Annotated in this window: 19 protein-coding genes, 1 tRNA gene and 2 pseudogenes; 7 read left to right on the top strand and 15 right to left on the bottom strand. The window is 64.6% G+C overall.

What is annotated here, in order from left to right; genetic code table 11:
• From AC3A6R_RS18235 to oxc, 11 genes are all read right to left on the bottom strand, one after another.
• Positions 1 to 930: a LysR family transcriptional regulator gene (locus AC3A6R_RS18235; protein ID WP_487865132.1), complete on the bottom strand. Its 930-nt coding sequence runs from the start codon at positions 928 to 930 to the stop codon at positions 1 to 3.
• Between the two features lie 33 nt (positions 931 to 963).
• The gene (gene pyk, locus AC3A6R_RS18230) at positions 964 to 2,379 is read right to left on the bottom strand and encodes a pyruvate kinase (protein WP_487865131.1); all 1,416 of its coding nucleotides are present in this window, start codon (positions 2,377 to 2,379) and stop codon (positions 964 to 966) included.
• Positions 2,380 to 2,400: 21 nt separating this feature from the next.
• Entirely contained in the window at positions 2,401 to 3,408 is a 1,008-nt protein-coding gene (locus AC3A6R_RS18225) for a 2-dehydropantoate 2-reductase (protein ID WP_487865130.1), read from the bottom strand.
• A gap of 55 nt (positions 3,409 to 3,463) precedes the next feature.
• Positions 3,464 to 4,237 carry a fumarylacetoacetate hydrolase family protein gene (locus AC3A6R_RS18220; RefSeq protein WP_487865129.1) on the bottom strand — a complete coding sequence of 258 codons (774 nt, stop codon included), beginning with the start codon at positions 4,235 to 4,237 and terminating at the stop codon, positions 3,464 to 3,466.
• Between the two features lie 54 nt (positions 4,238 to 4,291).
• Positions 4,292 to 5,152 carry a succinate--CoA ligase subunit alpha gene (gene sucD, locus AC3A6R_RS18215; RefSeq protein ID WP_487863127.1) on the bottom strand — a complete coding sequence of 287 codons (861 nt, stop codon included), beginning with the start codon at positions 5,150 to 5,152 and terminating at the stop codon, positions 4,292 to 4,294.
• Between the two features lies 1 nt (position 5,153).
• On the bottom strand, positions 5,154 to 6,341 hold the full coding sequence (gene sucC, locus AC3A6R_RS18210) for an ADP-forming succinate--CoA ligase subunit beta (RefSeq protein ID WP_487863128.1): 1,188 nt from the start codon (positions 6,339 to 6,341) through the stop codon (positions 5,154 to 5,156).
• 14 nt (positions 6,342 to 6,355) lie between these two features.
• Positions 6,356 to 6,685, bottom strand: coding sequence for an HAD family hydrolase (locus AC3A6R_RS18205; protein ID WP_487863129.1), 330 nt, complete (start codon positions 6,683 to 6,685; stop codon positions 6,356 to 6,358).
• A 209-nt stretch (positions 6,686 to 6,894) separates the two neighbouring features.
• Positions 6,895 to 8,145, bottom strand: coding sequence for a formyl-CoA transferase (gene frc / locus AC3A6R_RS18200; protein ID WP_487865128.1), 1,251 nt, complete (start codon positions 8,143 to 8,145; stop codon positions 6,895 to 6,897).
• Between the two features lies 1 nt (position 8,146).
• Positions 8,147 to 8,590, bottom strand: a complete 444-nt coding sequence (locus tag AC3A6R_RS18195; RefSeq protein WP_487865127.1) for a PAS domain-containing protein — start codon at positions 8,588 to 8,590, stop codon at positions 8,147 to 8,149.
• Positions 8,591 to 8,667: 77 nt separating this feature from the next.
• On the bottom strand, positions 8,668 to 9,945 hold the full coding sequence (gene frc, locus AC3A6R_RS18190; protein ID WP_487865126.1) for a formyl-CoA transferase: 1,278 nt from the start codon (positions 9,943 to 9,945) through the stop codon (positions 8,668 to 8,670).
• 30 nt (positions 9,946 to 9,975) lie between these two features.
• Entirely contained in the window at positions 9,976 to 11,799 is a 1,824-nt protein-coding gene (gene oxc / locus AC3A6R_RS18185; protein ID WP_487865125.1) for an oxalyl-CoA decarboxylase, read from the bottom strand.
• Positions 11,800 to 11,955: 156 nt separating this feature from the next.
• Between oxc and AC3A6R_RS18180 the strand changes: the two genes are divergently transcribed.
• The gene (locus tag AC3A6R_RS18180; protein ID WP_487863134.1) at positions 11,956 to 12,564 is read left to right on the top strand and encodes a Crp/Fnr family transcriptional regulator; all 609 of its coding nucleotides are present in this window, start codon (positions 11,956 to 11,958) and stop codon (positions 12,562 to 12,564) included.
• 24 nt (positions 12,565 to 12,588) lie between these two features.
• On the opposite strand, the gene AC3A6R_RS18175 is transcribed toward AC3A6R_RS18180, so the two are convergent.
• The 4 genes from AC3A6R_RS18175 to AC3A6R_RS18160 all read right to left on the bottom strand — a co-directional run bounded on the left by AC3A6R_RS18175 (position 12,589) and on the right by AC3A6R_RS18160 (position 16,667).
• Entirely contained in the window at positions 12,589 to 13,425 is an 837-nt protein-coding gene (locus AC3A6R_RS18175) for a cytidylate kinase family protein (protein ID WP_487865124.1), read from the bottom strand.
• A 24-nt stretch (positions 13,426 to 13,449) separates the two neighbouring features.
• Positions 13,450 to 14,979 carry a tripartite tricarboxylate transporter permease gene (locus AC3A6R_RS18170; protein ID WP_487865123.1) on the bottom strand — a complete coding sequence of 510 codons (1,530 nt, stop codon included), beginning with the start codon at positions 14,977 to 14,979 and terminating at the stop codon, positions 13,450 to 13,452.
• A gap of 21 nt (positions 14,980 to 15,000) precedes the next feature.
• Positions 15,001 to 15,519, bottom strand: coding sequence for a tripartite tricarboxylate transporter TctB family protein (locus tag AC3A6R_RS18165; protein ID WP_487865122.1), 519 nt, complete (start codon positions 15,517 to 15,519; stop codon positions 15,001 to 15,003).
• Positions 15,520 to 15,638: 119 nt separating this feature from the next.
• A complete protein-coding gene (locus tag AC3A6R_RS18160; RefSeq protein ID WP_487865121.1) occupies positions 15,639 to 16,667 on the bottom strand; it encodes a Bug family tripartite tricarboxylate transporter substrate binding protein in 1,029 nt (342 codons plus the stop codon).
• A 298-nt stretch (positions 16,668 to 16,965) separates the two neighbouring features.
• Between AC3A6R_RS18160 and AC3A6R_RS18155 the strand changes: the two genes are divergently transcribed.
• From AC3A6R_RS18155 to AC3A6R_RS18130, 6 genes and pseudogenes are all read left to right on the top strand, one after another.
• Positions 16,966 to 17,205, top strand: a complete 240-nt coding sequence (locus AC3A6R_RS18155) for a hypothetical protein (protein ID WP_487865120.1) — start codon at positions 16,966 to 16,968, stop codon at positions 17,203 to 17,205.
• A 43-nt stretch (positions 17,206 to 17,248) separates the two neighbouring features.
• A tRNA-Arg gene (locus AC3A6R_RS18150) sits at positions 17,249 to 17,323 on the top strand.
• Positions 17,324 to 17,501: 178 nt separating this feature from the next.
• Positions 17,502 to 18,637: pseudogene (locus AC3A6R_RS18145) on the top strand (tyrosine-type recombinase/integrase).
• A 95-nt stretch (positions 18,638 to 18,732) separates the two neighbouring features.
• Positions 18,733 to 19,485 (top strand): TIGR04255 family protein, encoded by a 753-nt coding sequence (locus AC3A6R_RS18140; RefSeq protein WP_487865119.1) that lies wholly within the window; start codon positions 18,733 to 18,735, stop codon positions 19,483 to 19,485.
• Positions 19,486 to 19,794: 309 nt separating this feature from the next.
• On the top strand, positions 19,795 to 20,373 hold the full coding sequence (locus AC3A6R_RS18135) for a hypothetical protein (protein ID WP_487865118.1): 579 nt from the start codon (positions 19,795 to 19,797) through the stop codon (positions 20,371 to 20,373).
• Between the two features lie 171 nt (positions 20,374 to 20,544).
• Positions 20,545 to 20,818: pseudogene (locus tag AC3A6R_RS18130) on the top strand (helix-turn-helix domain-containing protein); the annotation flags it as partial.
• Positions 20,819 to 20,879: the final 61 nt, after the last annotated feature.

The raw sequence follows: 20,879 nt of genomic DNA, 5'->3' as shown, positions 1-20,879 counted from the left end.
TCAGGCCGCCGCCTCGAACGGCACGATCTGCGAGATCAGCGCCGAGCCGTCGGCAAGCAGGAAGTCCTTGAAGGCCTGCGCAACCGGCGGCAGGCGCTTGGTGCGCCGATGCACCACGTACCAGTTGAGCATCAGTGGAAAGCCATCGACGTCGAGCACGCGCAGGCTGCCCGCGCGCACCTCCTGGCTCACGGTGTGGGCCGACATGAAGCTCACGCCCATGCCCGCGATCACCGCCTGCTTGATGGTCTCGGTGCTGCGGATCTCCATCGCGATGTTGATGCCGCGGAGGTCGCCACCGAAACCGTCCTGCATCGAATGCCAGGTGTCCGAGGCCTTCTCGCGCACCACGAAGGGCTCGCGCATCAGCCGCGCGAGCGGGATCTTCTGCACGCCCACGAGCGGATGGCCCGGCGCCGCGACGATCACGTAGGGGTGCGGCGCAAAGGCCTGGTTCTGCGTGTCGAGGTCGGTCGGCGGACGCACCATGATCGCGAGGTCGGTGAGGTTCTCGGCGATGTGCGTCATGAGCTCCGCCCGGTTGTGCACGGTGAAGTTCAGCGTCACGCCGCGGTGCCGGCTCGCAAACTCCACCAGCAGGCGCGGAAAGAAGTAGTCGCCCGCGCTGATGACGCCCACGTTGAGCTTGCCGCCCGAGACGCCGTTGAACTGCAGCATCGCGTTCTCGGCCGCCTCGAACTGCTGGATGATCGCGCGGCTGATCTGCAGCAGCTCGGTGCCTGCGGGCGTGAGGTAGATCTTCTTGCCGAACTGCTCGAACAGCGCATTGCCCGCATGCTCCTCGAGCTTGCGCACCTGGGTGGAAACGGCTGGCTGCGTGAGGTGCAGCTCCTCGGCGGCGCGCGAGAAGCTCAGAAGCCGCGCCACCGCCTCGAAGACCTTCAACTGGCGCAGGGTGGCGTGCTTCATTCGGCGTGGCGCGGGTGGTGGCTGCGGACCGGGCTATGGTATTCGTGCGACGTGCAGCAGGTTGGTGGTGCCCGAGAGCCCGAACGGCAGGCCCGCGACCACCACGATGTCGTCGCCCGAGGCCGCGAAGCCTTCGGCGCAGGCGGTGCGGCAGGCGCACTCGATCATCTCGGCCACGTCGTGCACGTCTTCCACGGGCACCGCATGCACGCCCCACACCATCGCCATGCGGCGCGCGGTGGCGATGTCGGGCGTGAGGCTCAGGATCGGCACCGCAGGCCGCTCGCGCGCGGCGCGCAGGCTGGTGAAGCCCGAGGAGGTGTAGGTCACGGTGGCGGCGGGCGCGAGCAGCCCGGCCACCTGGCGCATCGAGGCGCAGACCGCGTCGGCCGTGGTCGACAGCGCTGCATCGTGCGTGGCATCGATGCCCGTGCGGTAGGTGACGTCGGCTTCCACGCGCAAGATGATGCGCTCCATCATCGAGACCGCCTCCAGCGGGTACTTGCCCGAGGCCGATTCGGCCGAGAGCATCACCGCGTCGACGCCGTCGTACACCGCGGTGGCCACGTCGGACACTTCGGCGCGCGTGGGCACCGGCGCGGCGATCATCGATTCGAGCATCTGCGTGGCCACCACCACCGGCTTGCCGCCCTTGCGGCAGGCTCGCACGATGAGCCGCTGCAGCTCGGGCACGCGCTCGGGCGGCAGCTCGACGCCGAGGTCGCCGCGCGCCACCATCACGCCGTCGCACAGCGCGACGATGGCGTCGAGGTGCTCGATGGCTGCTGGCTTTTCGAGCTTGGCCATGATCCATGCGCGCGTGCCGATCAGCGCGCGCGCCTCCTCGATGTCTTCCGGGCGCTGCACGAACGACAGCGCCACCCAGTCCACACCCATCGCCAGGCCGCAGGCGAGGTCGTCGCGGTCCTTCGGCGTGAGCGGCGAAATCGGCAGCACCACGCTCGGCACGTTGACGCCCTTGCGGTCAGAGATCGGCCCGCCGACCAGCACCGTGGTCTCGGCAAAGTCGGCACCGTGGCTGTCGACGCGCAGCCTGAGCTTGCCGTCGTCGAGCAGCAGTTCGGTGCCCACCTGTAGCGCCGCGAAGATCTCGGGATGCAGCAGCGGCGCACGGCGCGCATCGCCGCTCGCGGGATTCATGTCGAGGCGAAAGCGCGCGCCGGCATCGAGCTGCGCGCGGCCGCCCTCGAAAGTGCCGAGTCGCAGCTTCGGGCCCTGCAGGTCGAGCAGCACGCCGATGGGCCGGCCGAACTCGGTCTCGAGCCGGCGGATGGTCTCGAGCCGGCGCGCATGGTCGTGCTGCGTGCCATGGCTGAAGTTGAGCCGGAACACGTCGACGCCGCGCTCGAACAGCGCCCGGATCGCGGGCTCGTCGGTGGTGGAGGGGCCCAGCGTGGCCACGATCTTCGCGCTGCGTGTACGTCGCATCATTCGGTTCCGTTCTTTCTTTCAGGCCGCCGCAAGGCAGACGCGGCCCCGCTCGGCTTCCATCGTACGCGCGAGCAGCTTGACCAGCGCATACACGGTGTCGATGTGTGGCGTGGGCGTGTCGGTGAGCCGCGCGAGTTCGACCACCGCGCCCACCAGCGCGTCGATCTCGGGCGCGCGGCCCGCCTCCACGTCCTGCAACATCGAGGTCTTGTGCTTGCCGACCTTTTCCGCGCCGGCAATGCGCTTGTCGAGCGTCACGCGGAAACCGATGTCGAGCTTGTGCGCCACGGCCTCGGCCTCGCGCATCATCGCGGCCGCGAGTTCGCGCGTCAGCGGGTACTGGCAGATGTCCACCAGGGTCGAGTGCGACAGGCTGCTGATCGGGTTGAAGGTGAGATTGCCCCAGAGCTTGAGCCAGATCTCGGCACGGATGTTGTCGAGCACCGGCGCCTTGAAGCCCGCTGCGCTCAGCGCCGCCGAGACACCGTTCACGCGCTCGCTCGAGGAGCCGTCGAGCTCGCCGACCGGAAAGCGGTCGCCTTCGATGTGCTTCACCACGCCCGGCGCGATGAGCTCCGACGCGGGATACACCACGCAGCCGATGACGCGCTCGGCCGGGATCTTGTCGGCGACGAGGCCGGTCGGGTCGACGCTGCGCACCGGTGTGCCCGCGAGCGCGCCGCCATGGTTGTGGAAGTACCAGAACGGGATGCCGTTCTGCATCGTCACCACCACCGTCTCGGGGCCGAAGAGCTTCGGCACGTCGTTCGCCACCGCCTCGACCTGGTGCGCCTTCATCGCGAGGATCACGACGTCTTGCGGGCCCGCCTGCTCGTAGCGGTCGGTGGCCTTGACGTCGAACGCCACCTGCTCCTCCCCGTCGGCACCGATGAGCTTGAATCCGTTGGTGGCAATGGCGTCGAGGTTCTTTCCTCGCACGATGAACGTGACGTCCTCGCCGGCCAGCGCGAGCTTTGCGCCCACGAGGCCGCCGATGGCGCCTGCGCCGATGACTGCAATCTTCATGTCGATCCCCAAGTTGTTGATTCTGTGTGGCCGCCGCGCGCGGGGCGCGAAGGCGCTAGCCGTAGCGGTTGCCGAGCGTGCCGATGCCGCCGATCTCGACCTCGACCTCGCTGCCGGGCTTCATCGAGCCGACGCCGATGGAGGTGCCGCAGAGGATCACGTCACCGGGGTACAGGGTCATGTCGAAGGAGATCAGGCTCACGAGCTGCTGCACCGAGAAGCGCATGTCGCTGATGGGATAGTTCTGCCGCACCTCGCCATTGAGCCGTGTGGTCACGCTGAGCGTGGCGGGGTCGAGACCGGTGGCCACGGAAGGGCCCATCGGGCAGAAGGTGTCGAAGCCCTTGGCGCGCACCCACTGCGCGAACGAGGCGTCGCGGTTCAGGATGTCGGCCACCGTCACGTCGTTGGCGCAGGTGTAGCCGAACACATGGCCGAGCGCCTCGGCCTCGGGCACGGCCGTGGCCGTCTTGCCGATGACGATGCCGAGCTCGCCCTCGAACACCACCTTGCCGTCGCACAGCGGCTGTCGGATCGGCGCGCCGGGCGCGAGGTAGCTGTTGGGCGCCTTCAGCAGGTAGAGCGGCTCGGCCGGCACCGGCAGGTTCAGCTTCGCGCCAAGCGCATGGAAGTTGTTCCACAGCGCGAGGACCTTGGTCGGCTCGGTCGGCGTGAGCAGCCGCACGCCCGACAGCACGAACACGCGGTCCGTCGGCTCGGGACGGTCGAACATGTTGCCGCTGTGCTCGCGCACCGTGCCGTCGCCCTCGAGCGTGCCGAAGCCGACCTCGCCACCGTGTTCGAAACGGACCCATTGCTGTTGTTGCATGCCTTGCTCCTTGGCGCGTCGTTTGTTGGAATGGTTTTGACCTGAGCCCGGTGCTCAGTCGAAAGGCAGGTAGTCGGGCACGACCAGCGAGGCGAGCAGCTTCCCGATCTCGGCGGGGTTCTCGGTCACGTGGATGCCGCACGCCTTCATCACCGCGAGCTTGCGCTGCGCGCTGCCCTGCCCGTTGGGCTCGCTGGCCCCGGCGATGAAGCCGACCACCGGCTTTCGCATGTGTTCGGCGATCCACTCGGCGCAGGCTTCCTCGTCGCTGCCGCCGATCTCGCCGACCATGATCACCGCGTCGGTGAGCGGGTCGTCGTTGAAGCGCTTCAGCACGTCGATGTAGCGCAGCCCGCAGACGGCATCGCTGCCGATGCCGACCACGGTCGATTGCCCGATGCCGAAGCGCCCGAGCTGGCTCGCGGCCTCGTAGCCGAGCGTGCCCGAGCGCGACACCACGCCGATGCGGCCCCGCTGGTGAATGTGGCCCGGCATGATGCCGATCTTGATTTCGTCGGGCGTGATCAGGCCCGGGCAGTTGGGGCCGAGCAGCAGCGTGCGGCTGCCTTCCATGCGGTGGCGCGTGCGGACCATGTCGCGCACCGGAATGCCTTCGGTGATGCACACCACGAGCTCGAGCCCCGCGTCCACGGCCTCGTCGATGGCCGCGGCCGCGAACGGCGGCGGCACGTAGATCACCGACACGGTGGCACCGGTCTCGGCCTTGGCTTCGGCCACGGTGCCGTACACGGGGATGCCGTCGAAGGACTTGCCGGCCTTGTGCGGGTTGACGCCCGCGACGAAGCACTTGCGTCCGTTGGCATAGTCGCGGCACATCGCGGTGTGGAACTGGCCGGCCTTGCCGGTGATGCCCTGCGTGATGACGCGCGTGTGCTTGTTGACGAGGATCGACATCTCAGTGGGCCCTCCGCGGCGTGGACAGTGCGGCCGCAACCGCGAAGCCGGCCGCTTCGTCGATGTCGTCCGCGTGGATGATCGAAAGGCCCGACTGCGCGAGCAGGGTCCGGCCCAGCGTTTCGTTGGTGCCCTTCAGGCGCACCACCAGCGGCACCGTGAGCTCGACCTCGCGCAGCGCCGCCAAGAGGCCGCGCGCGACCACGTCGCACTTCAACAGGCCGCCGAAGATGTTGACCAGCACGGCACGCAGCCGCGGCGTGCGCAGCATCAGCCGAAGGGCCTCGGCCACCTTCTCGGCGCTGGCGCCGCCGCCCACGTCGAGCACGTCGGCCGGCGCACCGCCGTGGAGGCGGATCGCGTCCATCGTCGCCATCGCGAGGCCTGCGCCATTCACCAGGCCGCCAATCTCGCCGTCGCGCGCCAGGCACGAGAAGCCGTGCCCCGAGGCCTGCGACTGGGCGGAGTCTTCCTCGTCGAGGTCGCGCATCGCCGCGATGGCCGGCTGGCGGAAGAGCGCATGCGGATCGAAGGCAAAGCGCGCACCGAGCGCGATGACGCGGCCGTCGGGCGTGAGCACCAGCGGATCGATCTCGGCCAGCGAGGCGTCGCAGGCATCGAAGGCCTGGTAAAGGTTCTGCACCAGCGTGCGCACCTGCGGCAGCAGCTTGCCCGAGAAGCCGATGTCGCGCGCAAGGCCGTCGGCCTCGGCGGCCCGCACGCCGGCGGCGGGATCGATCAGCAGCCTGCGGACCTTCTGCGGCGCACGCGCTGCCGGGTCGCCGGGCGCAGCACCGCCCTCACCTTCGCCCGCGGTGAGCACCACGCGGCGCGCCTCGCGGTCGAGCGCCAGGCGGAGATGGAAGGTCTGCGTGACCTCGAGGCTCTCCTCGACCAGCAACCGGCGCACGACGCGGCTGGCGCAACCCGGACGGGGCGCTTCGAGCGCCGTGCCCAGCAGCCCCGCCGCATGGCGCCGCACCTCGTCGGGCGACCACGCGCGCCGCGCGACGGCATCGTTGTTGCCGCGCGCGCCCCCATGCACCTGCGGCTTGACCAGCCAGGCCCGGCCGCCGACCCGCGCGGCGGCGTCCACCGCCTCGTCGGGCGAAAAGCATGCATGGCCACGCGGCACGGGCACGCCGTATTTGCGCAATACGTCCTTGCCTTGGTATTCGTGGATATGCATGGTCGAGGCTTTATTCAGGCGCCGAGTTCGGTGCCGCGGCTTTCGGCCCAGTTGAAATAGCGGCCGCGGATGGCGCCGACTTCCAATTCGCGTTTCTGGTGCTCTTCCTTCTTCTGCTCGATCACTTCCGCCAGAAATTTGGCATCGTAGGCACGCAGAAGATGCGGCTGGTGCGTATTCAGGTAGTAGCAGATGCGCTCGATGCCGTCCTGGGCCTGGCGCAGCAGCTGGCAATAGATTTCGCGGTCCCAATGCCAGCGGAATCCCAATTCATAGAACGCCGCGTTGTAGGCATTGCGTTCGGTTTCGCTGTTCCAGTATTGCTGAGGCAAATTGTCGATCATGGAATTTCTCCTAGAAATTGAATGCCGGGCGACAAGTGGATGACGGATCGGCATGATCAAAATGTAGGTTTTATGATCGATAAATAATAGTTAAACTATTTTATTGAATGTATTTGCAAAGAGTTATACATGAATAGCCACAATTCCCCTGGGCACCTAAAAACACGGCGCAATCGGCGACTATGCGGGGCGAGCCGTCCGGCGCTTCTTCAAATGACGCCTTCGGCCCGCAGCGCCGCGATGTCGCCCTCGGCATAGCCGAGCTGGCTCAGCACCTCGTCGGTGTGCTCGCCGAGCAGCGGCGAGCGCGTGACGTCGGTCGGGCTGTCGGACATCTTGATCGGGTTGCCCACGGTCAGGTACTTGCCCCGCGCGGGATGGTCGACCTCGACGATGGTGCCGGTCTCGCGCAGCGACTCGTCGGCGGCGATCTCCTTCATCGAGAGGATCGGACCGCACGGGATGTCGTACTGGTTGAGGATGTCCATGGCCTCGAACTTGTCCTTGGTCATGGTCCACTGCTCGATGCGCGCGAAGATCGGCTTCAGGTGCAGCAGGCGCGCGGCCGGCGTGGCATAGGCCTCGTCGTCGATCCAGCTCTCCTCGCCGATCACCTTGCACACCGCGGGCCACACGGCCGCCTGCGTGATGAAGTAGATGTAGGCGTTGGGGTCGGTCTCCCAGCCCTTGCACTTGAGGATCGAGCCCGGCTGGCCGCCGCCCGAGGCGTTGCCCGCGCGCGGCACCGCGTCGCCGAACTTGCCGTCGGGGTACTGCGGGTATTCGTGCATCGTGCCGGTGCGCTCCAGGCGCTGCTGGTCGCGCATCTTCACGCGGCAGAGGTTCAGCACCGCGTCCTGCATGGGCGCGAGCACCTTCTGGCCACGGCCGCTGTGGGTGCGCTGGTAGAGCGCGGCCACGATGCCCAGCGCCAGGTGCAGCCCGGTGCCGCTGTCGCCGATCTGCGCGCCGCTGACGACCGGCGGGCCGTCCTCGAAACCCGTGGTCGACGCCGCACCGCCGGCGCATTGCGCCACGTTCTCGTAGACCTTGCAATGCTCGTACTTGCCGGGGCCGAAGCCCTTGACCGAAGCCACGATCATGCGGGGATTGATCTCCTGGATGTGTTCCCAGGTGATGCCCATGCGCTCGAGCGCGCCCGGGGCGAAATTCTCGACCATCACGTCGCAGGTGCGGATCAGCGCGTCGAGCACCTTCTTGCCCTTGGGCTTCTTGGTGTCGAGCGTGATCGAGCGTTTGTTGTGGTTCAGCATCGTGAAGTAGAGGCTGTCCACACCAGGAATGTCGCGCAGTTGCGCGCGCGTGGCGTCGCCTTCGCCGGCGCGTTCCACCTTGATGACATCGGCGCCGAACCACGCCAGCAGCTGCGTGCAGGTGGGTCCCGACTGCACGTGCGTGAAGTCGAGGATGCGAACGCCTTCGAGTGCCTTGCTGCCCATTTCAGTTGTCTCCGGTCTTGATCTTGGCTTCGAGTTCTACCAGACGCGCACGCAGCTTGCGGTCTTCGGCAAAACGCGCACTTTCGTCGCGCACGATGGCCACGATGCCCGAGACCTTGCCGTCATCGCCGAGCAGCAGCGACACGGTGAAGGCGATCGACAGGGTGTGGCCGTCCTTGTGCAGGGCCGGCACCTTCAGCAGGTCCGCGCCGTAGCGCGTCACCGCAGTTTCCATGGTCTTGTTGTAGCCGTCCCAGTGGCGCTGCCGCTGGCGCTCGGGGATGATCAGGTCCAGCGACTTGCCCAGCGCCTCGGCCGGCGAGAAGCCGAAGATGCGCTCGCAAGCCTTGTTCCACAGCACGATGGCGCCCTCGGCGTCGCAAACGACGATGGCATCGCCGGCACCTTCCACCAGTTGCTTCAGGTCAATGTTCGAAGAAGCCAAAACTCGGGTCCCCGCATACCAAAAAGAAATTCGTTCGATCCAGAAACCAGGGCCCGCTTTCGCGGGCCCGGTGCAGGTCAGACTACCTTGCCTTCATGCAAGGCCGCGATCTGTTGCTGGGTGTAGCCCAGCTCGGCCAGCACGTCGTCGGTGTGCTCGCCCAGGAGCGGCGAGGCCGTGACCTCGGGCTTGAGGTCCGAGAACTTGATCGGGCTGCCGATGGTCCAGTAGCTGCCGCGCTCCTTGTGCGGCACTTCGACGATGGAGCCGCTCTTGCGCAGCGACTCGTCGTGCAGCAGTTCCTTCATCGAGAGCACCGGCGCGCACGGGATGTCGTGCTTGCGGAAGATGTCGACGGCCTCGAACTTGGTCTTGTCCTTGATGAAGTCCTCGATGGTCGCGAAGATCTGCTCGATGTGCGGCTGGCGGGCCTTGGCGGTCATGTAGTCCGGGTCGGTCTTCCATTCGGGCTTGCCGAGCGCTTCGCAGATCGGGTCCCAGGCATGGCCCTGCACGGTGAAGTAGATGTACGCGTTGGGGTCGGTTTCCCAGCCCTTGCACTTCAGGATCCAGCCCGGCTGGCCGCCGCCGCCGGCATTGCCGCCGCGCGGCACCACCTTGTCCTTGAAGGCGTCCATCTCGTGCGGGTACTGCGGGTACTCCTCGAGGTAGCCGATCTTGTCGAGGCGCTGCTGGTCGCGCATCTTCACGCGGCACAGGTTGAGCACCGCGTCCTGCATCGAGCAGGCCACCTTCTGGCCCTTGCCGGTCTGCTGGCGCCCGATGATGGCCGTCAGGATGCCGATCGCCAGGTGCATGCCGGTGTTCGAATCGCCGAGCGCGGCGGCCGAGATCGTGGGCGCCGAGTTCTCGCCCTTCCACCAGCCGGTGGTCGAGGCGGCGCCGCCGGCGCACTGCGCCACGTTCTCGTAGACCTTCAGGTCCTCGTAGTGGTGGCCTTCGCTGAAGCCCTTGACCGAGGCATGGATCAGCTTCGGGTTGAGTTCCTGGATGCGTTCCCACGAGAAGCCCATGCGGTCGAGCGCGCCAGGGCCGAAGTTTTCCACCAGCACGTCGGACTCGCGCACCAGCTGCTCGAGCACGGCCTTGCCTTCGGGCTTCTTGGTGTCGAGCGTGATCGAGCGCTTGTTGCTGTTGAGCATCGTGAAGTACAGCGCGTCGACGTCCGGGATGTCGCGCAGCTGGCTGCGGGTGACGTCGCCGGCGCCCGGGCGCTCGACCTTGATCACGTCGGCGCCGAACCAGGCCAGCAGCTGCGTGCACGCGGGGCCCGCCTGCACGTGGGTGAAGTCGATGATCTTGATGCCGGCGAGGGGTTTGTTGTTGCTGCTCATCTTGCGTATCTCCTTGGATGAATGAACGAATTACTTCTTCTTGGCCGTGGCCGGGTTGAGACTGGTGATGCGGCCGCTTTCGGTGCCCGCGGTCTCGTCGATGACGGCGTTGATCAGCGTGGGGCGGCGCGAGGCGACGGCTTCGGCCAGCGCCTTCTGCAGTTCGTCGGCGGTGGTGGCGTTGACGCCCACGCCGCCGAAGGCTTCCATGAGCTTGTCGTAGCGGGCGTTCTTCACGAACACGGTGGGCGCGACGTCGGGCGTGCCGCTGGCGTTCACGTCGGTGCCGCGGTAGACGCCGTTGTTGTTGAAGACGATGATGCAGATCGGCAGGTTGTAGCGGCAGATGGTCTCCACCTCCATGCCGCTGAAGCCGAAGGCGCTGTCGCCCTCGATGGCGATCACCGGCTTGTCGGTGACCACCGCCGCGGCCACGGCAAAGCCCATGCCGATGCCCATGATCCCCCAGGTGCCCACGTCGAGGCGCTTGCGCGGCTCGTACATGTCGACGATGCTGCGCGCGAAGTCGAGCGTGTTGGCGCCCTCGTTCACCACGATCGCATCGGGGCGCGCCTTGACCTGGTCGCGGATCACGCTGAGCGCGCTGTGGAAGTTCATCGGCGACGGGCGCTCGGCGAGCGTGGCGGCCATCTTCGACAGGTTCTTGTCCTTGCGCTCGGCGATTGCGCCGGTCCAGTCGGCCGGAGGCTTGGCCCATTGGCCGTCGATGCCCGCGAGCAGCGCCGCCACGCACGAGCCGATGTCGCCGATCACCGGCGCCGCGATGGCCACGTTGCTGTCGATCTCGGTCGGTGCAATGTCGATCTGGATGAACTTCTTGGCGCCCTTGTCCTGCGCCCAGGTCTTGCCCTTGCCGTGCGAGAGCAGCCAGTTCAGGCGCGCGCCGACCAGCATCACCACGTCGGCTTCCTGCAGCACGTACGAGCGCGCCGCGGCGGCCGACTGCGCATGCGTGTCGGGCAAGAGGCCCTTGGCCATCGACATCGGCAGGTACGGAATGCCGGTCTTCTCGACCAGTGCGCGGATGTCTGCATCGGCCTGCGCGTAGGCCGCGCCCTTGCCGAGCAGGATCAGCGGCTTCTTGGCGCCCTTGAGCAGGTCGAGCGCGCGCTGCACCGCGTCGGGCGCCGGGATCTGGCGCGGCGCGGGATCGACCACCTTGATCAGCGAGTTGCGGCCCTTGACCGCGTCCATGGTCTGCGCGAACAGCTTGGCCGGCAGGTCGAGGTACACGCCGCCCGGGCGACCCGACACTGCCGAGCGGATGGCGCGCGCAATGCCCACGCCGATGTCTTCGGCATGCAGCACGCGGAACGCGGCCTTGCACAGCGGCTTGGCAATGGCCAGTTGGTCCATCTCTTCATAGTCGCCCTGCTGCAGGTCGACGATCTCGCGCTCGCTCGAGCCGCTGATGAGAATCATCGGGAAGCAGTTGGTCGTAGCATTGGCCAGCGCCGTCAGGCCGTTCAGGAAGCCTGGCGCCGACACCGTCAGGCAGATGCCGGGCTTCTGCGTGAGAAAGCCGGCCGCCGCGGCCGCGTTGCCCGCATGCTGCTCGTGGCGGAACGAGATGACGCGCATGCCTTCGGCCTGCGCCATGCGCGTGAGGTCGGTGATGGGGATGCCCGGCAGCCCGAAGATCGTGTCGATGTCGTTCAGCTTCAGCGCATCGATGACCAGGTGGAAGCCGTCGGTGGTCTCCGCCTCTTGTTGCTCGGCACCGGGCTGCTTGAGCGCGTGCACGACCGAATCGCCTTCGGTGGCCCGGGGCTTGGGCTTGAGGGCGTCGTCCAGGGTCGTGGATGCCTCTTTGTCCGTTCTTACTGAAGACATGTCTCTCCTTCTTGCTTGGGTGAATGGCCGAGGCCCGAGCCGGGACTATGATTCGGGGGCATGCTTTCGAACGTTGACCGCGGTCAACTTTCGCGAAAACGGCCAGCGGCCAGACGAACCAGATGTGAAGTTGCGAATTCGAGCAAGACGGGACCCATGACGTTGTTGGAAAACCACCCGGAGAAAAACATCATTCGCGCACAGCTCCGGCAGAACATCCTTCTCAAGGACCTGAGCGAAAGCGATCGCGCCGAGCTGGAAACCCATCTCGTCATCGTGGACGGCAACAAGGGCGACTTTTTGCTGCACCAGGGCGTGCGCGAGATGGAGCAGTACTTCATCCTCGACGGCATCCTCAAGCGGGTGGTGAGCAACCCCGAGGGCAAGGAAATGATCCTGCGCTTCGCCGACGCCCACGACATGGAGACCAGCTACGCCGCGCTGCGCCTGGGCACGCCCACGCCCTACGGCATCGTCTGCGTCACCAAGGCCCGCGTGGCGAGCCTGCCGCTGAAGGAATGGATCGCCTTCCTGGACCGGCATGCCGAGACCAAGGAACTGTTCGAATACTGCGTGATGCGCGGCATGAGCGAAATCATGGCCCACACCATCACGCTGCACCTGCTCGATGCGCCCGGCCGCGTGCACCGCTTCATGCGAAAACATCCCGAGCTCGAGGACCGCATTCCGAGCAAGGAACTGGCCTCGTACCTCAACCTCTCCGCAGAAACCCTGAGCCGCTTGCGCAAGCGCGGAAAAATTTAGCTCGCCCCCAGGCTGCGCGCCGAGTCAGGTCTGTTTGGAAGACGCAAAACGCCGCGGCACGGTCATCAGCCGCAGCGCGTTGTCGACGCCGCGCACGCCGTCGACCTTGGCGGCCACTTCCTGCGTGAGCGTGCGCTCTTCCTCATTGAGCACGATGCCGCGCAGCGTGACCTGTCCCTGGTCGGCCTCGACCGTCACGCGGATGTCGGCGGTCGCCTCGTTGTCCTTCAGCGCCGATTTCACGCGGGCCGCCAGCGCCATGTTGCCCAGCAGCGCGCGCGAAGCCGGGGTTTCGGCGAACTCGGGGCGCTGGACCAGCGCCGCGATCTGCGCCACGCAGCTGTCGACCGAGAGCCGGTCGGTGTTGAGCACCAGGTCGTAGAGCACCGGGTCGCCCCAGGTCACGCCGAACTGCGCATGCATGCGCGCCGCATGCGCGTCGTCGCTGCGCCGGATCTCGGCCTCGGCGAACTCGGCGTCGTCGGTTTCGAGGTGCGCCATCAGCCATTCGACGCGCTTCTTCATCGAGCGCGTGATGCGCACGCACACCACGTGCGGCACCGGCCGCAGCAGGCAGGTCGCGCCCCAGCCGCGCAGCACCACGTTGCCGCGGTCGGCCAGCGCGAAAAGCTCTTCGGCCGTGTAGAGCGCCAGGCTGCGCCGGTCGGCCGTGAAGCGTTCGACGAAACCGGCCTTGCCGCCGCGCAAGCGGCCGATCAGGCTGGTCGGCACCTGCATGCGGTCGGCCACGCGCTCGATCGTCTCGTGGCGCATGATCTCGAGGCCGAGCTGCTCGGCCAGGCGCTGCGACACGTCCTTGGCGAGCGAGCCCATCTCCTGGGTGAGTGCGATGACTGGCATGGTGTGTGTGCTCCGTTCGATCGGTCAGTCCACCGGGCGCTCGACGGCGAACTCGTCCGGCTTCTTCGGCTTGATATACGACATCACCTTGGAGATCAGCGGCCAGAACAGCAGCACGAGCGCCAGGGAGGTGATGCCGCCGACCAGCGGGTTCGAGAACATGATCATCACGTCACCCTGCGAGACCAGCATGGCCTGGCGGAACGAGTCTTCGGCCTTGTCGCCGAGCACCAGCGCCAGCACCAGCGGCGCGAGCGGATAGTCGAGCTTCTTGAACAGGTAGCCCATCACGCCGAACCCGAGCATGAACCAGATGTCGAGCATCGCGTTGTGCACCGTGTAGGCGCCGATGGCGCAGATCACGATGATCACCGGCGCGATGATCGAGAACGGAATGCGCAGGATCGACGCGAACAGCGGCACCGTGCTCAGCACCACGATCAGGCCCACCACGTTGCCGAGGTACATGCTCGCGATCAGGCCCCAGACGAAGTCCTTCTGCTCGACGAACAGCAGCGGTCCGGGCTGCAGGCCCCAGATCAAGAGGCCACCCAGCAGCACCGCGGCCGTGGGCGAGCCCGGGATGCCGAGCGCCAGCATCGGCAGCAGCGCGCTGGTGCCGGCCGCGTGCGCCGCGGTCTCGGGCGCCACGATGCCTTCCATCTGGCCGGTGCCGAACTTGGAGCCGCGCTTGGACATCTTCTTGGCCAGGCCGTAGGCCATGAACGAGGCCGGCGTTGCGCCGCCCGGGGTGATGCCCATCCAGATGCCGACCAGCGAGCTGCGCAGCGAGGTCACCCAGTATTGCGGCAGCTGCTTCCAGGTCTGCAGCACGATCTTGGGATCGATCTTGGCGCTCTTGCCCGAGAACTTCAGGCCCTCTTCCATCGACAGCAGGATCTCGCCGATGCCGAACAGGCCGATCACCGCGATCAGGAAGTCGAAGCCGCGCATCAGCTCGGCCTGGCCGAAGGTGAGCCGCAGCTGGCCCGTGACCGTGTCCATGCCCACGCTCCCCAATGCGAAGCCGAGCGCCATCGACGCCAGGATCTTGAAGGGCGAGCCCTTGCCCATGCCGACGAAGCTGCAGAAGGTGAGCAGGTACACCGCGAAGAATTCGGGCGAACCGAACTTGAGCGCGAACCGGGCCACCAGCGGCGCAAGGAAGGTGATCATGATCACCGCCAGCAGCGCCCCGATGAACGACGAAGTGAAGGCCGTGGTGAGCGCCGCGCCTGCATTGCCCTGCTGCGCCATCGGGTAGCCGTCGAAGGTGGTGGCCACCGACCATGGCTCGCCCGGGATGTTGAACAGGATCGAGGTGATGGCCCCGCCGAACAACGCGCCCCAGTAGATGCACGACAGCATGATGATCGCCGAGGTCGGCGACATCGTGAAGGTGAGCGGCAGCAGGATCGCCACGCCGTTGGCGCCGCCCAGTCCGGGCAGCACACCGATCAACACGCCCAGGATGATGCCGAGGAACATCAGGCCGATGTTCGTCGGCGTGAGGATCACCGAGAAGCCCTGAAGGAGGGCACTGATTTCTTCCATTTCGCCTGTGCTCCGTGAGATTCAATAACCGAGAAAGGCGAGGGGATCCAGCGTGCCCTTGAACAGCGGCACCTTGAACCAGACCTCGAACATGAAGAAGAACAGCGTGTTGACTGCGAGCGCCGCGATAGCGCTCTTGATCCACGAGTACTTGCCCAGGAGCACCATGAACAGCGCGATGTACACCGCCGAGGCGACATACAGGCCGAACAGCCAGATGGCGAACACGTAGACCATCGCCGGCAGGAGCACGGAGAGCACCCGCTTGAGCTGCACCGAATCGACGAACACCTCGGTGTTGCGGTCCTTGCCGAGCAGCGCCTGGTACAGGATGCCGGCCGCGGAAATGGTGACGATCACGCCGATGTAGAACGGGAAATATCCCGAACCGGGCCCATCGCTGGTCCAGCCCGAGCCGAGGCGCTGGCTTTCGTAGATCACCACCAGTCCCACCACCAGCAGGATCGCCGCCACCACCGCCTCGACCACGTTGGTCGCTACGCCCGTGCGCGGGCCTTCCGAAATCTCATCGTGCTCCATGGAATCCCCATCGTTCGTGTGTGTGTCTGCTGCAAAGCCGGAATGCAGCGGCCCGCCCGCCGTCCCGCAGGACGACGGCCGCCATCAGGAGCGTGCGCCGCGCACGCCCGGCCGCTTACTTACTTGCTGCTCGCGGCGAGGAAGCCCGCTTCGCTCATCAGCGTGCGGTGCGTGGCTTCGGCCTGCGTGAGCCACTTGGTGAACGCGTCACCCGTCATGAAGGTCGGGTTGAAGGCACCCTTCTCCATGTATTCCTTCCAGTCGGGCGTGGCCGTGATCTTGGTCAACAGGTCGACGTAGAAGGCCAGTTGCTCGGGCTTCACGCCGGCCGGCATGAAGATGCCGCGCAGCATCGTGTAGTTGGTCGGCACGCCGGCTTCCTTGCACGTGGGGATGTCGTTCCACGACTGCGTGTCGGTCACCTTGGTCTTGAAGGCCATGCGCTCGTCGTCGAACACGCACAGCGCGCGCAGTTTGCCTGCACGCCATTGGGCCACCGCCTCGATCGGGTTGTTGACCGTCGACTGCACATGGCCGCCCACCAGTTGCACCGCCACTTCGCCGCCGCCCTTGTACGGCACGTAAATGAACTTGGTGCCCGTGGCCTTCTCGAGCGCCACCGTGATGATCTGGTCTTCCTGCTTGGAGCCGGTGCCGGCCATCTTGAACTTGCTCGGGCCCGCCGCCTTGGCCGCTGCGATGAACTCGGCGGCCGTCTTGTAGGGCTGCTCGGCGTTGGTCCACAGCACGAACTGGTCGAGCGCGAGCATCGCGACCGGGGTCATGTCCTTCCAGTTGAACGGCACGCCCGTGGCCATCGGCGTGGTGAACAGGTTCGACAGCGAGATGATGATCTTGTGCGGATCGCCCTTCGCATCCTTCACCGCGAGGAAGCCTTCGGCGCCCGCGCCGCCCGACTTGTTCACGACGATCAACGGCTCCTTCATCAGCTTGTGCTTGATGACGATGCCTTGCAGCAGCCGCGCCATCTGGTCGGCGCCGCCGCCGGTGCCTGCGGGGATCACGAACTCCACCGGTTTGGTGGGTTCCCATGCTGCGGCGGGGGTGGCCACCGCGAGCGCCATGACGGCTGCGGTGAGGACGTTGGTCCGGCAGGTGCGGACACGCGAAAGGAAGTTCTTCATCATTTGTCTCCTGTGTAAGGTGCGCTCTTTTTTTCTGAATCCGAGCTGAGATGCGAACAGGGCAGATGGTGCGCGCTGGAAGAACTCGGCGGCTTGACCATGGTCAACTTTTCGGAGAATTGTGTCTCGGGGTATGCCCGCGCCGCTTGACGCGTGCGGGGACTCTTATGCAACCGCGAGCCCTTGCGATGGGGCCGCTCTCAGTCCGCTCTAAGGCCTTGTTTTCCTTGGTTTTCGGTCGGTTTCGGGTAAACCCTAAAATACGGGTATTCCCTTAACTTTCCGCAACCAGGAGATTCCCATGCCCACCCTTGACCGTTCGACCGGCGCAAGCGCCATCGGCAGCGGCTTTGCTGGCGCGCTCAAGGCGCTGGCCATCGAGGCCGGCGTGCTCATCGGCGCCCTGCTGAGCCCGCGCAAGATCATCGAGGAAGTCGAGCAAATGCGCGCCCTGCACAAGCGTGCGGACCGCATCGAGGCGTCCGACCCCGCGCGTGCTGCCGCGCTGCGCTGGCAGGCCTCGCGCATCGGGCTGCGCTGAGCGAGCTACGGGCGGTGCCGGTGGTAAAGTCCGGGCCGCTGCCGTCTTCGTAGTTCAATGGATAGAACGGGGTCCTCCTAAGACTCAGATACAGGTTCGATTCCTGTCGAAGGCACCAAGGACCCGGCTCACGGCGTCTCACCCCACATCAGAAACCCGCACGCCCCAAGGCGTAGCGGGTTTTTCTTTGCCTCATCCCGTCTCACAGCGACGCATCCCATGTCGGTACTTTATCGATATCTCTGTCGGTATCAGCCAGATATCGACGCCTCAAGTACCGACAGATCGGAACAGCGATGGCACTCACGGACACATTCGTCAGGCAGGTAAAGCACAACGGCGCCGAGATCGGCGAGCGATACGCTGATGGCGGCGGTATATATCTGCGGGTCAAGGCGGCAGGCAAGTACTGGCGGTTGGACTACCGCATCGACGGGAAGCCCAAGACCATGGGGCTGGGCGTCTATCCCGATGTCTCGCTTCTCCAGGCGCGCGAGCGCCGGGACGCCGCCCGAAAATTACTCGCCAGCGGCATCGACCCCAGCGCAGCCAAGCGGGAGGAAAAGAAAGCCAGAGCCGAAGCCGCGTCACACACATTCGAGGCGGTGGCGCGCGAATGGTTCGCAAAGACGGCGGCAAGGCGAGCGAGTGGGACGCAGCTCAAGGTCCAGACCTGGCTGGAGAAGGACGTGTTCCCCTTCATCGGCAAGATGCCCATGTCCTCCATCGGCCCACGGGACATCCTGGAGCGGGTTGTGCGCAAGCTGGAGGCACGAGGGGCGATCGATACCGCCCATCGCGTCAAACAACTCTGCGGACAGGTCTTTCGCTTCGCGGTGGTTTCCGGACTGGCAGAACGCGACGTGACTGCCGATCTGAGCGAAGCCTTGGCATCCAAGTCGAGCAGGCACTTCGCTGCCATTTCTCCTCTGCTATTCGTCCGGCCTGGGGAGTTGCGCGCCGCAGAATGGGCCGAGATCGACCTCCACGCGGCTGAATGGCGCGTTGCCGGAGCGAAGATGAAGATGAAGGTCGATCACATAGTTCCGCTGGCGACGCAGGCGGTAGCGATCCTGCGGAACCTCGACCCGATCACAGGCCACGGACGCTACGTCTTTCCCAGCATACGGACGGGTGAACGCCCCATGAGCGAGACACGATCAATGCCGCCCTGCGCGGGATGGGCTACAGCGCCGAGGTCCATACGGCTCACGGCTTCAGGGCAACCGCGCGAACGATCATGGATGAGGTGCTCGGCGAGCGTGTGGACTTTATCGAGCATCAGCTCGCTCACATGGTCAAGGATGCGAATGGTCGCGCGTACAACCGCACAGCCCACTTACCCGCGCGGCGGGAAATGATGCAGCGGTGGGCCGACTACTTGGACAGGCTGACCTCGGGCGCGGAGGTCCTGAAGTTGAGGGCGGCCTGACGGCAGGCTAAAAAAGAGCGGCGCGCGGCCCTCGGCGCCAGCGCCTGTGATACTCTCGCGCGCAGAATCGTCCCAGCCCGTAGACTGCGGAAAAAATGGAAAATATAGGCCTTCCTGTAAAGCTCTCGAAGGAACCGCTCATCGATGCAGTGTTCGAGTTGCGCTTTACGAGCAATGTGGCTGCATCAAGCGTGCTGCCCGGAATCTTGTTTTCAAAACTGCAAGGTGTCACAGATATAGAGGCCATGCCAGCCTCTCAAGTGCCAGCCCAAATTCGAGCCATTGACGCTCAGTTCCGATTTGCACCCTTGACAAGGGCGCGTTGGAAGGAGTTCTTCATCTTGTTCGGCGACAACATGCTGGCAGTTGCTTGCATCTTGCCCTACCCGGGCTGGCAGGTTTTCAAAGAAGGGCTAGGAGAAATTTTCTCCGTTTTCAAATCAACCGATTTCGTCAGCACGGCTGATCGATGGTCCATAAAATACACTGACATTTTTGACGCCGCCGACGGGGCAACGCCAATCGATCAATTCAACATTGGACTAAAACTTGGAACGCAAGAAGTCATGGACCAGAACTTCCAGCTTCGGGTAGAGATTCCACGCAGCGGGTACTTGCACGCGGTCCAGGTCATCTCCTCTGCAACTGTCCAATTGGTCAATGGCGCGAACAAAAACGGAACCCTGCTCGAGGTTGACACAATAAGAAGCGGGACTCCGCTCCCGATTTCCGAATTTCTTGGCAACTTCTTTACGCTCGCGGACGATTTGCATAGTGCCAATAAGACATTTTTCTTCGAGTGTTTAAGCGAAGAAGGACTCCAGAACTTAGGGCCAGTGTATGCTTGAAGAACTGTCAGCCAAACATTCTGCCGCTACGCTCAGCGTTGCAGCAGCCCTTCTTTCGCCATTCGGCGCTGCTTCTGCGGAAGCGCTTTCCCCCGCCCCCACTAGGAATATTCTTGGTGGAATGATTTCTTCGATAAGGCCAAACGAGCAGCGCACGACAAGCAACGTCATCGTGCGCAGCCTACGTCACGATAGTGCTTTCGGTGAATTTTCGCATGAGCGCCCGGTCACTAGAGCAGAGGACGCGGTACTTAGGAAGGCTGCGTTTCGATCCAGTCGCCTCATATCGAAGGGTCGACTGGTAGCGAAATGACCAGCGACGACGCCTACAGCATCCTAAGCAAGAATGCCATTCTGGATGTTGGACGCTTCTATGGCTCGCGTTCTGACTTAAGCCTAGGTGCGGGCTTGCTGTACGAAGGCGTGCGCTGTCCACTCTTCAATATGGAGGATGGGCTTTTCGATACTGTCGAGAGCACCAGCTACGTTCTAACACACGAGTGCGATGTAGACGCCGCAAATGAACGAAGTTTCAATGATTTCGTTCTAGTTAGCCCGATCATTCCTGTTAGCGACTTCGTTGCTGAGCATCTCGAGAATTTTGGTTCCGCCGAAATGCTCGGAAATTTTCTAGCTCAGGTGGCGAAGCGTCTTGTCAGCCGGGTGGTGTATCTGCCTCCGATTGCTGGCCTCGATCAAGGCGGCTTGCTTTATCTAAACAATCTCGCAAGCACTCACATATCTTCATTTGCCGACCTGAAGCCTTTCGCCAGCGTTTCTGCTTACGGCCTACATCAAATTGACCAAGCAGTGACAAATCACCTCCTGCGGCCCAAAGCAGATCGGCTCAGCTTCGATACAGCATGGGGTCTCTATTCAGCGCACTGAGCGCCCACTAAGCCGCCCTTGAGGCGTTTTTTCATTGGGTGCTGCCAATGCGCCGAAAGCCATAACTGTTGATTGCCACCGAAAATTGACCCGGCTAACGCACTAATTTCCGGCTAAGACTGACCAACGTAAAACTCTACCTGCTCATTTTTAAGGCAAGGGATCCTAGGAGTGATAGACGTGGCGACATTGAATGTCATCAGACGCTGGGGCCTGCGCGAGCAGATGTCCATCCGCGAGATAGCCAGCGTACAGGCCTGTCTCGCAACACCGTAAAGAAGTACCTGCGAGCGGGCGAAGAAGCGCCGCGCTCGCCAAGTGGGCGAGCTCGAGCAAGCTCGACCCCTATGCCGACAAGCTCGCGACCTAGCTCGCGATCGAGGCCACCAAATCGCGGAAACAGCGGCGCAATTTGCGGCAGATCCACACAACCCTCAGTTCAATCGATGACAACTGCCATCTCTGCTTCATCACTAGACATCGACGGACGACACGTTTTTCCCTAT

The organism is Variovorax sp. Soil_C_19, assembly GCF_057657255.1.
The sequence above is the reverse complement of the archived record's forward strand: the minus strand, read 5'-3'. Positions and strand labels throughout refer to the sequence as shown.

Coding starts and splice junctions, on each gene's coding strand:
- AC3A6R_RS18160 (WP_487865121.1), bottom strand. CDS start 16,667: ATGATGAAGAACTTCCTTTCGCGTGTCCGCACCTGCCGGACCAACGTC.
- frc (WP_487865128.1), bottom strand. CDS start 8,145: ATGGGCAGCAAGGCACTCGAAGGCGTTCGCATCCTCGACTTCACGCAC.
- AC3A6R_RS18220 (WP_487865129.1), bottom strand. CDS start 4,237: ATGCAACAACAGCAATGGGTCCGTTTCGAACACGGTGGCGAGGTCGGC.
- sucC (WP_487863128.1), bottom strand. CDS start 6,341: ATGCATATCCACGAATACCAAGGCAAGGACGTATTGCGCAAATACGGC.
- AC3A6R_RS18165 (WP_487865122.1), bottom strand. CDS start 15,519: ATGGAGCACGATGAGATTTCGGAAGGCCCGCGCACGGGCGTAGCGACC.
- AC3A6R_RS18155 (WP_487865120.1), top strand. CDS start 16,966: ATGCCCACCCTTGACCGTTCGACCGGCGCAAGCGCCATCGGCAGCGGC.
- AC3A6R_RS18180 (WP_487863134.1), top strand. CDS start 11,956: ATGACGTTGTTGGAAAACCACCCGGAGAAAAACATCATTCGCGCACAG.
- AC3A6R_RS18205 (WP_487863129.1), bottom strand. CDS start 6,685: ATGATCGACAATTTGCCTCAGCAATACTGGAACAGCGAAACCGAACGC.
- AC3A6R_RS18175 (WP_487865124.1), bottom strand. CDS start 13,425: ATGCCAGTCATCGCACTCACCCAGGAGATGGGCTCGCTCGCCAAGGAC.
- AC3A6R_RS18140 (WP_487865119.1), top strand. CDS start 18,733: ATGGAAAATATAGGCCTTCCTGTAAAGCTCTCGAAGGAACCGCTCATC.
- frc (WP_487865126.1), bottom strand. CDS start 9,945: ATGAGCAGCAACAACAAACCCCTCGCCGGCATCAAGATCATCGACTTC.
- sucD (WP_487863127.1), bottom strand. CDS start 5,152: ATGTCGATCCTCGTCAACAAGCACACGCGCGTCATCACGCAGGGCATC.
- pyk (WP_487865131.1), bottom strand. CDS start 2,379: ATGCGACGTACACGCAGCGCGAAGATCGTGGCCACGCTGGGCCCCTCC.
- AC3A6R_RS18225 (WP_487865130.1), bottom strand. CDS start 3,408: ATGAAGATTGCAGTCATCGGCGCAGGCGCCATCGGCGGCCTCGTGGGC.
- AC3A6R_RS18170 (WP_487865123.1), bottom strand. CDS start 14,979: ATGGAAGAAATCAGTGCCCTCCTTCAGGGCTTCTCGGTGATCCTCACG.
- AC3A6R_RS18235 (WP_487865132.1), bottom strand. CDS start 930: ATGAAGCACGCCACCCTGCGCCAGTTGAAGGTCTTCGAGGCGGTGGCG.
- oxc (WP_487865125.1), bottom strand. CDS start 11,799: ATGTCTTCAGTAAGAACGGACAAAGAGGCATCCACGACCCTGGACGAC.
- AC3A6R_RS18135 (WP_487865118.1), top strand. CDS start 19,795: ATGACCAGCGACGACGCCTACAGCATCCTAAGCAAGAATGCCATTCTG.